11 protein-coding genes are annotated in these 13,424 nt (G+C 59.4%); 7 read left to right on the forward strand and 4 right to left on the reverse strand.

Going from position 1 to position 13,424, the window contains the following annotated elements; translation table 11 throughout:
* Positions 1-12: 12 nt before the first annotated feature.
* From uvrC to ACXR0M_RS06420, 3 genes are all read right to left on the reverse strand, one after another.
* Entirely contained in the window at positions 13-1,836 is a 1,824-nt protein-coding gene (gene uvrC, locus ACXR0M_RS06410) for an excinuclease ABC subunit UvrC (RefSeq protein WP_458830963.1), read from the reverse strand.
* 2 nt (positions 1,837-1,838) lie between these two features.
* Entirely contained in the window at positions 1,839-2,480 is a 642-nt protein-coding gene (gene gacA, locus ACXR0M_RS06415; protein WP_024012761.1) for a response regulator transcription factor GacA, read from the reverse strand.
* 127 nt (positions 2,481-2,607) lie between these two features.
* The gene (locus tag ACXR0M_RS06420) at positions 2,608-3,051 is read right to left on the reverse strand and encodes a GNAT family N-acetyltransferase (RefSeq protein WP_458830966.1); all 444 of its coding nucleotides are present in this window, start codon (positions 3,049-3,051) and stop codon (positions 2,608-2,610) included.
* A 703-nt stretch (positions 3,052-3,754) separates the two neighbouring features.
* Between ACXR0M_RS06420 and ACXR0M_RS06425 the strand changes: the two genes are divergently transcribed.
* The gene (locus ACXR0M_RS06425) at positions 3,755-4,819 is read left to right on the forward strand and encodes a 3-deoxy-7-phosphoheptulonate synthase (protein WP_458830968.1); all 1,065 of its coding nucleotides are present in this window, start codon (positions 3,755-3,757) and stop codon (positions 4,817-4,819) included.
* 67 nt (positions 4,820-4,886) lie between these two features.
* Here the strand turns inward: ACXR0M_RS06425 and ACXR0M_RS06430 are convergent, their stop codons facing one another.
* Positions 4,887-6,062 carry a hypothetical protein gene (locus tag ACXR0M_RS06430; RefSeq protein ID WP_458830970.1) on the reverse strand — a complete coding sequence of 392 codons (1,176 nt, stop codon included), beginning with the start codon at positions 6,060-6,062 and terminating at the stop codon, positions 4,887-4,889.
* Between the two features lie 337 nt (positions 6,063-6,399).
* Here ACXR0M_RS06430 and ACXR0M_RS06435 point away from each other — a divergent pair, with 337 nt between their 5' ends.
* The 6 genes from ACXR0M_RS06435 (at position 6,400) to ACXR0M_RS06460 (ending at position 13,317) form a co-directional block, all read left to right on the forward strand.
* Positions 6,400-7,269 (forward strand): esterase/lipase family protein, encoded by an 870-nt coding sequence (locus tag ACXR0M_RS06435; protein WP_458830972.1) that lies wholly within the window; start codon positions 6,400-6,402, stop codon positions 7,267-7,269.
* Positions 7,270-7,364: 95 nt separating this feature from the next.
* Positions 7,365-7,646, forward strand: a complete 282-nt coding sequence (locus ACXR0M_RS06440) for a peptidylprolyl isomerase (RefSeq protein WP_039758565.1) — start codon at positions 7,365-7,367, stop codon at positions 7,644-7,646.
* A gap of 135 nt (positions 7,647-7,781) precedes the next feature.
* Positions 7,782-9,650, forward strand: coding sequence for an extracellular solute-binding protein (locus tag ACXR0M_RS06445; protein ID WP_458830974.1), 1,869 nt, complete (start codon positions 7,782-7,784; stop codon positions 9,648-9,650).
* On the forward strand, positions 9,650-10,711 hold the full coding sequence (locus ACXR0M_RS06450) for a microcin C ABC transporter permease YejB (RefSeq protein ID WP_115984821.1): 1,062 nt from the start codon (positions 9,650-9,652) through the stop codon (positions 10,709-10,711). The genes ACXR0M_RS06445 and ACXR0M_RS06450 overlap by 1 nt, the downstream gene beginning before the upstream one ends.
* Complete coding sequence (locus tag ACXR0M_RS06455; RefSeq protein ID WP_458830977.1) at positions 10,711-11,733, forward strand: ABC transporter permease; 1,023 nt, start codon at positions 10,711-10,713, stop codon at positions 11,731-11,733. The genes ACXR0M_RS06450 and ACXR0M_RS06455 overlap by 1 nt, the downstream gene beginning before the upstream one ends.
* 9 nt (positions 11,734-11,742) lie before the next feature.
* Entirely contained in the window at positions 11,743-13,317 is a 1,575-nt protein-coding gene (locus tag ACXR0M_RS06460) for an ABC transporter ATP-binding protein (protein ID WP_458830979.1), read from the forward strand.
* Positions 13,318-13,424 lie beyond the last annotated feature (107 nt).

The following is a 13,424-nucleotide window of genomic DNA, read 5'->3' on the forward strand; positions in this document are numbered from 1 at the left end:
TGAGTTGGCATTCTACTCGCTATGCAGGTTTGCATAAATCGACTCTGCGAGCTTTTTACTGATCCCCGGTGCTTTGGCGATCTCTTCGATGCTTGCACGAGACAGCTCCTGCAATCCACCAAAATGTTTCAACAGGTCCCGACGACGGGTAGGTCCAACCCCCGCAACCCCTTCCAGCGTTGAAGTACGGCGGGTTTTACCGCGCCGGGCGCGGTGTCCGGTAATCGCAAAACGGTGGGCCTCGTCACGAATCTGCTGAATCAGGTGCAATGCGGGGGAATCGCCACGCAAGGTGAACTCGTGCGCGGCATCATTAAGATACAAAGTTTCGAAACCTGCCTTGCGCGTTGCGCCCTTTGCCACACCCAGAAGTATGAGATCCGGCACCGCCAGTTCATTCAACACATCGCGAGCCATCGACAACTGACCTTTACCGCCATCCACCAATAGAATGTCCGGCAGCTTGCCCTCCCCGTCCTTCAATTTGCTGAAGCGTCGGGTCAGCGCCTGATGCATCGCAGCATAGTCGTCGCCCGCCGTGACTCCCTCGATGTTGTAGCGTCGATAGTCGGACTTGATCGCACCTTCCGGACCAAATACGACACAGGAGGCCACAGTGGCCTCGCCGCTGGAATGACTGATGTCATAGCATTCCAGGCGTTGCGGCGGTTCATCCAGATTCAGCACCTCGGCCAGTGCATCGAAACGCGCTGCGGTGTGTTGGCGGTTAGCCAGACGAGCACCCAGCGCCTGTTCGGCGTTGGTGACCGCCAACTGTTGCCAGCGTGCCCGCGTGCCACGTACCCGGTGGCTGATGGTCAGTTCGCGACCACGCAACTCGTGGATGGCGTCAATCAATGCCGTGGCGTCTTCAGGGACCACATTGACGATCAATTCGCTCGGCAGGTCGCGCTCCGGACTGCTGATGAAGTACTGACCGAGAAATGCCGCCATGACTTCCGCAACTTCCTCCTCGATTCCCACCTGCGGGAAGAAGTTCTTGCTGCCCAACACTCGGCCGCCACGCACGCTGATCAGGTGAACGCAGGCGCCACCCGGATTGACAAAAGCAGCAACGACATCGATATCGCCAGTGCCGCCCTCCATGCTTTGCTGATCCTGGACCCGGCGCAGCAAGGCGATCTGGTCGCGCAATTCGGCGGCGCGTTCGAACTCGAGGTTGATCGCAGCCTCTTCCATCGCGGTGGAGAGTTCATTGGTCAGTGCGTGACTGCGACCCTCGAGAAACATCACCGAGTGGCGCACATCCTCGGCGTAGACCTCAGGCTCGACCAGACCGACACAAGGCGCCTTGCAGCGCTTGATCTGATATTGCAGACAGGGACGCGTGCGGTTCTTGTAGTAGCTGTCTTCACACTGACGAACGAAAAAGGTCTTCTGCAGTAGACTGAGGCTTTCGCGAATGGCTCCGGCGCTCGGGTAAGGACCGAAATACTTGCCCTTGGCCTTCTTCGCGCCACGGTGAATGCTCAGGCGCGGAAATTGACCGTCGGACAGGAACACGTAGGGGTAGGACTTATCGTCGCGCAACAGGATGTTGTACGGCGGGCGCCACTCCTTGATCAGCGTCTGCTCGAGCAGCAACGCCTCGGTTTCATTGGCGGTGATGGTCGTTTCGACCTGCGCGATACGCCCGACGAGCGCCGCCGTCTTCGGGGCCAGCCCGGTCTTGCGAAAATAGCTGGCAAGGCGCTTCTTGAGGTTCTTGGCCTTGCCGACGTACAGCAGGCGCGCATCGCTGTCGAACATGCGATAGACGCCGGGACGTCCACTGACAGTCGCCAGGAAGGCGCCGGAATCGAATACTTCAGTCATGGTCAGGCGCTGGCATCAACCATGCCGTGGCGCACAGCCAGCAACGTCAACTCGACATCACTGCTGATCGACAGCTTTTCGAAGATCCGGTAGCGATAGGTGTTCACCGTCTTCGGCGACAAACAGAGCTTGTCGGAAATGATCTGCACCTTCTGACAGCCGACAATCATCAGCGCGATCTGGATTTCGCGCTCGGACAATGCATCAAACGGCGAGTCGTTGGTCGGCTGGAAGGACTTGATCGCCAGCTGCTGAGCAATCTGCGGACTGATGTAGCGCTGACCGGCAAAGACCAGTCGGATGGCCTGGACCATTTCCGGCAAACCCGCGCCCTTGGTCAGGTAACCCGCGGCACCGGCCTGAAGCAGACGCGTGGGAAACGGATCTTCTTCGCATACGGTAACAGCAACGACTTTGATGTCCGGATGACTGCGCAACAGCTTGCGCGTGGCCTCCAGTCCACCGATACCGGGCATCTTGACGTCCATCAGAACCACATCGGGTTTCAACTCACGGGCCTTGATCAGGGATTCTTCCCCGGATTCGGCCTGGCCAACCACCTGCAAGCCATCGATATCGGCCAGCATCCGTGTAATGCCTGTACGAACCAGATCATGGTCATCGACCACTAGCACCCTAATCAAGCAGACACCTCGCGATATGGTCTTATTGGGATGCCCGACACCTTAGCAAAAAGTGCCAGACAGACCTAGCGGCAAGCAGCATTTAAAAAGTTTCAATTAATCATCGAGGGCTTGCCGGCCGTGGGTTTCAGAGCACAGGTGTACCGAAATCGAGCTGCATCCTCAGAAAACACTCGTCCTCGCCACGCACCTGCAAGCCTTTTCTCTTATACAGATTTTGCGCCGGATTATTTTTGAATACGGTCAGTCGTAATGCAGGGTGTCCTTCTACGCGCGCCACGGCAATAACCTGATCAATCGCCCAAGATCCTGCGCCCCGCCCGCGAAATGCTTCAACGATTTGCAGTTCGCGGATGTACAGTGCTCGGCGATCCCGGCTGAGACTGAAAAATCCCACGAGGCTCTCGGCACGCAAAATCAACCAGTTGTCACGCCCGGCCCAGCCAACATCGAACGCCTCGTCCTGCCACAGCAGATCGTGCTCAATGTAATAGCGCAGCATGTTTTGACACGCCAGTTCCCGCGCGAACTGCAGATCTTTCAATTTGGCGCGTTGTAAACGGTAGGTCATCGCTCTACCGTCATCGCAAGCGCACACCCTTGCCATTCGCCAGCATTACGCCGGGTCAGCAAAGCAGCAGCGACAGTGTATGTCGACATGGTGACTCCTTGGGCTTACGAGCGTTCCAGTGTGTCATACCCTCTACAGCACTTAAACGATAGGTAGCCCGCTGAAAGTGCCATAGCAATTTCTGATTGCTCCGGCCTACGACGCTCTAGTAAGCTCGGCGCATTCATCGGAGACAGACCATGTTCAACGCCCTCTCACAGCTTTGCTCTGCCAGCGCCCCGCGCTCGGTTGCGGCTGCGCGGGTGAATGACGTTTGCGCTCCAGCCAGCTTTTATTTTGGGTATTGGTTTAGCCACTGGCGCGCCTGACACCCACCGGCGCCCATGAAAACGGGTCGCCTACCAGAGAATTCTCAACCCCCGGTCGGCCTCCCGACCGGGGGTTTTGTTTTTTCAGGCCCCAACTTTTTCCGCAACACACCAGACACTTTGAGGAACCACGTCATGAACTACGCCACTTATTACCGTCACGACAGTTTTACCGCCTGGCGATTTAGCAGCCTCCGTTCGGGACAGCCTGCCGCCTCCGATCGGTCACCCACAGGTGGCAAGCATACACACGCAGCCAATACGGCCAATTGTCGAACACCCCAGTAGGGCCGAGTGAGCGGGAAGCACCCGCCGCCAGCCCAGGAATCCCGAATATGAACTCGTCTGTTTCTGCTCTGCCACTGTCCACCCTCGATTCTGCCAACGAAGCGCTGACCCTGCGTCTGCCCAGCTCGTTGCAGCTCAAGCAGCAATTGCCACTGAGCAACACCCTCGCTCAGCAAGTTACCGCCCACCGCCAGGCGGTTCGCGCGATTCTCAATGGCGAAGACCCTCGCCTGCTGGTTGTTGTCGGCCCTTGTTCGATTCACGACCCACGCTCCGCACTCGAATACGCGGAAAAGCTTTCCCGACTGGCTCAGGACGTTAGCGGCGAAATGCTGCTGGTGATGCGCGCCTACGTTGAAAAACCTCGCACCACTGTCGGCTGGAAAGGCCTGGCTTACGACCCGCATTTGGACGGCAGCGATGACATGGCCGCGGGCCTGACCCTCTCCCGTGAGCTGATGCTCGAGATGATCCGCCTGGGCCTGCCCATTGCCACCGAACTGCTGCAACCCATGGCCGCCGGTTACTTCGACGACCTGCTCAGTTGGGTGGCCATCGGCGCTCGCACCACCGAATCGCAAATCCATCGGGAAATGGCCAGCGGCCTGAGCATACCCGTCGGTTTCAAGAACGGCACCGATGGCGGCGTAGCCGTTGCCGTAGATGCCATGCGTTCGGCAGCACACCCGCATCGCCACTTCGGCGTGGACAGTCAGGGGCACCCGGCAATCATCCAGACCCCAGGCAACCCCGACACGCATCTGGTACTGCGTGGTGGTCACAAGGGCCCGAACTACGATCGCGAAAGCGTCGCCCGGGTACAAGCAGACTTGATGCGCCTGAAGATTCCAGGCCGGATCATGGTCGACTGCAGCCATGCCAACAGTGGCAAGGATCCCCTGCGCCAGCCCGAAGTATTCAACGAGGTGCTCGAACAGCGCCTGCAGGGTGATCGATCGCTGATCGGCATGATGATCGAATCCCACCTGTTCGAGGGCTGCCAGCCATTGAGCCCCGCTCTGCGCTATGGCGTCTCGGTCACCGATGGTTGCCTGGGATTCAGCGCGACGCAAACGTTGCTGTCAAGTGCAGCAGCACGTCTTCGAGGCTGATCGTCAACAGCCTTTGCGGGCGGGCGGCAAATCCCCGCAAAGGCTGAGTCACCGCACAGGTTTCAGGTCATGCCCGCACCTGTATGCGGGTAATACCGGAAACCTGGCTGACATCATCCAGTCGCTCCACCTGATACGACACCTCGACCACCGTTTCACGATGTTCTCGCCAGAATCGGTAAGGCACGATGAAGACCAGTGGCTGACCAGCAGTTTCCCCGCTGATATCACGATCATCGCGGTGATTGAAATACTCCCCATTGCATTTGAGATAAACCAACTCACCCTCCTCAGCCTGGGCGTTGCCGATCACCACGGTTACGCCATCCAATGCGTCTGCTGCGTCCAGTTCGCCGTCCGGCGCTTCCAGCACCTCCGGTGCCGCCAGATCGCCACGAACCAGCGGAGCGATGAGGATACGTGAGCTTGCCGAATGCCTCACCGGCGTATCCACTGCCTCGACCTGATAGCTGACCATCAATTCCTGTTGGGAGAAAGGAGCGATGCGGTCGGCGTTTATCCAGAAAGACAGCGCTTCGCCGACGGCAAAAGGCTCTACGGTCAATTTGTCATTGAACGCCGGCTCGCCAGCAGGGCCTTGCCAGGACAGGACGATCCTGTCCCCCGCAGCCATCCGCGCATACGGCCGCACGACGACACCTGTACCGTGCGGAACCCGATCAGGATCAAGTGTGCCTCCCACCGTTTCTTCAATGGACGGAGCCAACAGCTCAGGATCGGGATCCCCCACGTTCAGGTGCAAGCGACGGGATGACACTGGCTCGGACAGATCAACGCTGTACAGCGTCCAGTACAGCGCCAGCGATCCGCGCTCCAGAGCGGCGACGTGTATGCCTTTTATGACAAAGACGATTTCCTGACCGACCTGTCTTTCGCTGACAGAACGCGTGGTTTCATGACGATAGGACAGCCCTTCGGCATCAAGCCCCTGCCAGTTCAGCACCACTTTATCGCCGCATCTCATGCCAGGGTAAGGCGCTACCCTGACATACGCATAGCGCAAAGACGGGTCGAGCATCCCGCCTTCCAATACTTCCAGAGTGGGCACCGGCAGGTTCAACTCTGGAAATGGATCGGGTGAAAAACCTGACCGATAGCTGACTTCAAGGCCTTCACTCGCCATTTTCAAATGCAGGTGGCCGCGCGCAGCGTCAGCCGATAACGGGAAAGCCTTTTCCTTCGGTATTGCAGTGGTGCTGGCAGTGACTTCGTTTATAGACATTTCCTGGCTCCATTCCTTGGAAGAAACGCCGCCTCAAGGCTGCGTCGAACGGATTCCATTGAACACCATCAAGTGCGGCGGCGAAGTCAGCTCAGAGCCTTGCGAAACGAGGGCAAACACGTCGCAGGACGTAGGCATCCGACAGCAAATCCATAAAACCAAGGCAAAAGATTGCCAAACATTCCGACTACCCCCGCAAACAGAACCGAAAGCTCGCACAGTTTTTAGTCCAGATTCTGCGCAACTCCGAGGATTTTTCAGACATCGCCGGCCGACGGACGTGTTTTACAGTGGCACGCATCAACCAACGACCAGCATCTGCAAATGAGGCAGGAACATGCAACGGAATGCGACAACGCGCTACCCCATCCTTTTGGTTCATGGCCTGTTCGGGTTTGACCGTATCGGGCGTTTCGAGCTTTTTCATGAAGTCAAGCAAGCCCTGCGGGAGGCAGGCAGCCAGGTGTTTGTGCCGCAGCTGTCGGCTACCCACGATAACGAAGTGCGCGGCCAGCAATTGATGCTGCAAATCGAGCGCGTGCTGCAAGGCACCGGCGCCAGTAAGGTCAACCTGATCGGGCACAGCCAAGGCGCATTGGCGTGCCGTTACGCTGCGGCGTTGATCCCGGGGAAAGTGGCTTCGGTCACGTCGGTCAGCGGCCCCAATCACGGCTCGGAACTCGCCGATGCCTTACGCCAGGCCCTGATCCCGGGACGCCTGCCTGAGCAGTTGGCAGAACTGCTCGCCACCCGGTTCGCCGACCTCCTGTCACTGCTCAGCGGACAACCGAAGCTGCCGCAGCACGCCGTGGCAGCGCTTAAGGCCCTTACCACCGAGGGTGTCGCTCGCTTCAACAGCAAATACCCCCAAGGGTTGCCCTCGACCTGGGGCGGTCAGGGCGCGGAACAGGTGAATGGCGTTCACTATTATTCGTGGAGCGGCACCGTGCAAGGCGACTTGTCGCCGCCAGTGGATCCGCTGCATGCCGTTTGCCGGGGATTGTCGGGACATTTTGTCGTGGAGGCGGTACAAAATGATGGGTTCGTCGGTCGCTACAGCTCACACCTCGGAACGGTGATCCGCTCCGACTATCCCCTCGATCACCTCGCCACCCTGCGCGGCTCCGAGGAGCTGCGAAAAACCGCCGCTGACCCCGTCGAACTCTATGTCGAACACGCGCTGCGGCTTAAGGCCGCGCAGTTGTGAGCGCATGCCTTTTGAGCGGGTGGAACTTTGCCGAGAAATCGCTTACTGAATCCGGTAGGCTCCACACTTTACTGAAATAGATTGGAGAGTTTCCCATGGCTAAAGCCACTGCCCGCCACATCCTGGTTTCCAGCGAAGACAAGTGCAACGAACTCAAGGCCCAGATCGAAGGCGGTGCTGACTTCGCCGAAGTCGCCAAAGCCAACTCCAGCTGCCCGTCCAGCCGTCAGGGTGGTGACCTGGGTTCGTTCGGCCCTGGCCAGATGGTCAAGGAATTCGACACCGTGGTATTCAGCGCGCCGATCAACGTCGTGCAAGGCCCGGTAAAAACCCAGTTCGGTTATCACCTGCTCGAAGTCACCAGCCGTCAGGACTGATCCGTCGCCTGCTGGCTGCGCCAACGGCCCGCCTTTTGGCGGGCCGTTGTGTTTTGGTTACAGGTTACGGCTGGCGGCTGACGCGCCGCTCGCGTACAAATTGCGCTTATCGATCACCCGGCTTTAAGGCTGACAATGCGACTGGCTTTCCCTTTTCTGCTGTTCACTGCCGTGGCCCTGCTGTTGGGCGCCGCTGGTGTGGACGCAACCCCGCAACACGCGTTGACCGTCTACGGCGAACCGGCCAGATATCCGGCCGGCTTCAGCCACTTCGATTACACCAACCCACAGGCACCCAAGGGCGGCAGCATGCGCCGCTCGGCGATCGAGATCGGTCATTTCGATCACATCCTGCCTTATATAGACAAAGGCATCGGCGTCACCCAGATTGACGGCATGCTCTATTCGCCACTGGCCCAGCGTTCGATGGACGAGCCTTACACCGTCTACGGCCTGGTGGCGCAACAGATGGAACGCTCCGAGGACGGTCTGTCCCTGCGCTTCTTCATCAATCCCAAAGCACGTTTTGCCGATGGCACTCCGATCACCGCCGAAGACGTGCGTTATACCTACAACCTGTTGATGACCCAGGGCAGTCTGCGCTATCGCACGCAATTTGCCGACGTCAAAGGCGTTGAAGTGGAAGCGCCACTGACCGTGCGCTTCGATTTCAAAAGCAATGAAAACCGCACCTTGCCGCTGGACATCGCCACCCTGCCGGTATTTCCTGAGCACTGGTGGAAGACCCGCGACTTTGCCGGTGGCGGTGGCTACGAACCGCCACTGGGCAGCGGTCCGTACCGGGTGGGCAAGGTCGATTCCGGGCGCAGCATCACTTTTGAGCGCAACCCCGACTGGTGGGGCAAGGACTTGCCGGTCAGCCGTGGCCTGTACAACTTCGATCATTTCAGCATCGAGTATTTCGGCGACACCGATGTCGCGCGTCAGGTGCTGCGCGGTGGCGCCTATGACTACAACCGCGAGTTCTCCGCGACCGGCTACTCGATCGGCTATGACAGCCCCGCACTGAGCGACGGTCGTCTGCAAAAGGCTCATCTCGCCACCGAAGCTCCGCAATCGGCCCAGGGCTTCGTGTTCAATCTGCAAAATCCGCTGTTTCAGGATCGCCGGGTGCGCCAGGCGCTGGCGATGCTCTGGGATTTCGAGTGGAGCAACCGGCAGATGATGCGCAACATGTACATCCGCCAGCAGAGCTACTTCTCCAACTCCGCGCTGGCCGCCCGGGAATTGCCGGATGCCGCCGAACTGAAGATCCTTGAACCATTGCGTGGGCAGATTCCGGACGAGGTCTTCACAAAGGTCTTCGAGGCACCGAAAACCGATGGCAGCGGCCTGATCCGCGACAAACAGCTGCAAGCTCTGCAACTGCTCGAACAGGCCGGCTGGAAACCCGATGGCGACCAACTGGTCAACGCCGAGGGCGAGCCGTTGAGCTTCACCTTTCTGGTGAGCCAGAACGGTCTGGATCGCCTGTTGCTTCCATATAAACGCACGCTGAAGCAGATCGGCATCGAGCTGAATATTCGCCGCATCGACTCCTCACAGTACGTCAACCGCCTGATGAGCCGCGACTACGACATGATCGTCACCGGCTACCCGGTCACCACCTCCCCCGGAGGCGAACTGCTCAATTACTTCGGTTCGATTTCGGCCAACGATCCCGGCGCCAACAATTACATGGTGCTGAAGAATCCGGCGGTCGACACCTTGATCAACGGCCTGATTCGCGCCTCGACCCAGAGCGACATGCTGCACTACGCCCACGCGCTGGATCGGGTGCTGCAATGGAATTATTACTGGATCCCCAACTATTACCCGCCGGGGACTTCCACTGTCTGGTGGAACCGTTTCGGCATGCCGGCAATCCAGGCCAGCAATGACGAAGCCATCGAGAGCTGGTGGGAGATCAGCCGCACCCCGCTGACCAACCAGCAGATGACCGCCGAAAAAATCAGCCGTGGCAGACCTGGAGGACCGCACTGATGTGGGCATACATTCTGCGGCGCCTGCTGCTGATCATTCCGACGCTGGTGATCATCCTGCTGGTCAACTTCGTGATCATTCAGGCCGCACCCGGCGGACCGGTCGAGCAGGCCATCGCCCATCTGCAGGGGATCGGCGGTGCGAGTGTCGGCGGCGGATCCAGCGAAACCATGAGCGGCACCTCGCGCGCCAGTCGTGGCCTCGATCCGCAACTGATCAAAGACATCGAAAAACAGTACGGCTTCGACAAACCGGCGCACGAGCGTCTGTGGCTGATGCTCAAGAATTACGCGCAGCTGGACTTCGGCAAAAGCTTTTTCCGCGGCGCCACGGTCACCGACCTGATTCTGGAAAAAATGCCGGTGACCATCTCCCTCGGCCTGTGGGCGACGCTGATCACCTATCTGGTGTCGATTCCTCTGGGCATTCGCAAGGCGGTGCATCACGGCAGCCATTTCGACATCTGGAGCAGCACCGCGATCATCATTGGCTATGCGATGCCGGCATTCCTGTTCGCCATGTTTCTGATCGTGGTGTTTGCCGGCGGCACCTCGCTGAACTGGTTCCCGGTGCGCGGGCTGGTATCGGACAATTTCGAGTCGCTGTCGACCCTGGGCAAGATCGCCGACTACTTCTGGCATCTGGTGTTGCCGGTGACGGCGCTGGTGATCGGCGGCTTCGCCACGTTGACGATCCTCACCAAGAACTCGTTCCTCAATGAAATCACCCGCCAATACGTGGTCACCGCCCGCGCCAAAGGCCTCAGCGAACGCCGCGTGCTCTACGGCCACGTGTTCCGCAACGCGATGCTGCTGGTGGTCTCGGGCATTCCGCAGGCGTTCATCAGTGTGTTTTTTGCCGGCTCGTTGTTGATCGAAGTGATCTTCTCCCTCGACGGTCTCGGGCGCATGAGTTACGAAGCGGCGGTGTCCCGGGACTATCCGGTGGTGTTCGGTTCGCTGTTCATCTTCACCCTGTTCGGCCTCCTGATAAAACTGATCGGTGACCTCTGTTACACCCTGGTCGATCCGCGTATCGACTTCGCCGCGAGGAACGCCTGATGTTCAAGCTCTCGCCGCTGGGCCGTCGCCGTTTTGCCCGTTTCAAGAAAAACCGCCGTGGCTGGTGGTCGCTGTGGCTGTTCATCGGCCTGTTCGCGCTCACGCTGGGCGGTGAATTGATCGCCAATGACAAACCGCTGGTGGTCAGCTATCAGGGCCAGCTGTACTTCCCGGTGTTCAAACGCCATACCGAGCAGGAGTTCGGCGGGCAACTGCCGTTCCAGGCCGATTACCGCAGCGACTATGTGCAGAATCTGATCCGCAAGGACGGCGGCTGGCTGCTGTTCCCGCCAATTCCGTTCAGTGACGACACACCCAACTACGACCTCAATCAGCCTGCGCCGAGTCCACCCTCGAAGGTCAACTGGCTGGGAACCGACGATCAGGCTCGGGATGTGCTGGCTCGAGTGATTTTCGGCGCCCGGGTGTCGATCCTGTTTGCGCTGATGCTGACTGCCGTCAGTGCACTGATCGGCATTGCCGCCGGCGCGCTGCAGGGCTATTACGGCGGCTGGGTCGACTTGCTCGGGCAACGTTTGCTGGAAGTCTGGAGCGGCTTGCCGGTGCTGTACCTGCTGATCATCCTCTCCGGTTTTGTCGAGCCGAATTTCTGGTGGTTGCTGGGGATCATGGCGCTGTTTTCCTGGCTGGCGCTGGTGGATGTGGTGCGCGCCGAGTTCCTGCGCGGGCGCAATCTGGAATACGTCAAAGCCGCTCGCGCTCTGGGCCTGAGCGATCGCAAGGTGATTGTCCGGCACATTCTGCCCAACGCGATGAACGCGACCCTGAGTTACTTGCCGTTTATTCTGACCGGAGCGATTTCCACCCTCACCGCCCTCGACTTCCTCGGTTTCGGCATGCCTGCCGGCAGTGCTTCGCTGGGTGAGCTGATCGGTCAGGGCAAACAGAACCTGCAAGCGCCATGGCTGGGGCTGACGGCGTTTTTTACCCTGGCGCTGATTCTGTCCTTGCTGGTGTTTATTGGCGAAGCGTTACGCGACGCGTTCGATCCACGATCCTGAAGTGCGACCATGACTGATAACCTGATCGAAATCCGTGACCTCAACGTCGCTTTCCATGGCCAGCCGGCGGTGCGCAACCTGTGCCTGGATATCCGCCCCGGCGAATGCCTGGCCCTGGTGGGCGAGTCGGGGTCGGGTAAATCGGTGACCGCACATTCGATCCTGCAATTGCTCCCTGAAGGCGATGCGCAAACCAGCGGCAGCATCCGTTATCGCGGCCAGGAGCTGATCGGTGCCGATCCGAAAGTCCTGCGTGAATTGCGCGGCAATCGCATCGCGATGATCTTTCAGGAGCCAATGACCTCGCTCAATCCGTTGCACACCATTGAAAAGCAGATCGGCGAAACCCTGCTGGTGCATCGCGGCCTCGGCGGTAAAGCGGCGCAGCAGCGGATTCTCGAACTGCTGGAACTGGTGGGCATTCAGAAACCCAGGGAACGCCTCAAGGCCTATCCGCATCAGCTGTCCGGCGGCCAGCGGCAACGGGTGATGATCGCCATGGCCCTGGCCTGCGAGCCGGAGCTGCTGATTGCCGACGAACCGACCACTGCGCTCGATGTGACGGTGCAGCGCAAGATCCTGCTGCTGCTCAAATCCCTCCAGCAGCGCCTGGGCATGTCGCTGCTGTTGATCAGCCATGACCTCAATCTGGTGCGCAGCATCGCGCAACGGGTGTGCGTGATGAAGGCCGGCGAGATCGTCGAACAGGCACCGTGCGAAACCCTGTTCACCGAGCCGAAGCACCCTTACAGCTGCGTACTGCTCAACGCCGAACCGGAGGGCGAAGCCCTGCCCCGGGACGAGCGCGAGAACGTGCTGGAAGTGGAGGATCTGCGGGTCGAATTCGTCGTCGGTGGCGGGCTGTTCCAGCGCAAGCAATACCTGCGCGCGGTGGACGGCATCAGCCTGAATATCCAGCGCGGCAAGACCCTGGGCATTGTCGGCGAATCCGGTTCGGGCAAATCGACCTTGGGCCAGGCGATTCTGCGCTTGCTCGATTCCGAGGGCAGTATCCGCTTTCAGGGCACTGCCCTCGACGGCCTGGACCAAAAGCAGTTGCGGCCATGGCGGCGACAGATGCAGGTGGTGTTTCAGGACCCATTTGGCAGCCTCAGCCCGCGGATGTCGGTGGCGCAGATCATCAGCGAAGGGCTGGAAGTGCATTGCGAATCGACGGCTGAGGAGTGTGATGAGCAAGTGATCCGCGTACTCAAGGAAGTCGGTCTCGATCCGCAAAGTCGTCACCGTTACCCGCATGAGTTTTCCGGCGGCCAGCGCCAGCGCATCGCGATTGCCCGGGCTCTGGTGCTGAAACCGGCACTGATCCTGCTCGACGAGCCGACCTCGGCGCTCGACCGTACCGTACAGAAGCAGGTGGTCGCCCTGCTCCGTGATCTGCAGGAAAAACACGGCTTGACCTACCTGTTCATCAGCCACGACCTGTCGGTGGTGCGGGCACTGGCCCACGACATGATCGTGATCAAGGACGGCAAGGTGGTCGAGCGCGGCGCCAGTCATGCGGTGTTCGATGCGCCGCAGCATCCTTACACCAAAGAGCTGTTGGCGGCGGCGCATCCGGGGTAGGCATTATCAGCGCTTGCCGTGAAACCGAGTCGCGGCCTTCGCGAGCAAGCCCGCTCCCACAGGGTGGAATGCATTTCAAAATGTGGGAGCGGGCTTGCTCGCGAAGA

The organism is Pseudomonas sp. Eth.TT006, from assembly GCF_054456575.1.

Coding starts and splice junctions, on each gene's coding strand:
- uvrC (WP_458830963.1), bottom strand. CDS start 1,836: ATGACTGAAGTATTCGATTCCGGCGCCTTCCTGGCGACTGTCAGTGGA.
- ACXR0M_RS06420 (WP_458830966.1), bottom strand. CDS start 3,051: ATGACCTACCGTTTACAACGCGCCAAATTGAAAGATCTGCAGTTCGCG.
- ACXR0M_RS06425 (WP_458830968.1), top strand. CDS start 3,755: ATGAACTCGTCTGTTTCTGCTCTGCCACTGTCCACCCTCGATTCTGCC.
- ACXR0M_RS06430 (WP_458830970.1), bottom strand. CDS start 6,062: ATGTCTATAAACGAAGTCACTGCCAGCACCACTGCAATACCGAAGGAA.
- ACXR0M_RS06435 (WP_458830972.1), top strand. CDS start 6,400: ATGCAACGGAATGCGACAACGCGCTACCCCATCCTTTTGGTTCATGGC.
- ACXR0M_RS06440 (WP_039758565.1), top strand. CDS start 7,365: ATGGCTAAAGCCACTGCCCGCCACATCCTGGTTTCCAGCGAAGACAAG.
- ACXR0M_RS06445 (WP_458830974.1), top strand. CDS start 7,782: ATGCGACTGGCTTTCCCTTTTCTGCTGTTCACTGCCGTGGCCCTGCTG.
- ACXR0M_RS06450 (WP_115984821.1), top strand. CDS start 9,650: ATGTGGGCATACATTCTGCGGCGCCTGCTGCTGATCATTCCGACGCTG.
- ACXR0M_RS06455 (WP_458830977.1), top strand. CDS start 10,711: ATGTTCAAGCTCTCGCCGCTGGGCCGTCGCCGTTTTGCCCGTTTCAAG.
- ACXR0M_RS06460 (WP_458830979.1), top strand. CDS start 11,743: ATGACTGATAACCTGATCGAAATCCGTGACCTCAACGTCGCTTTCCAT.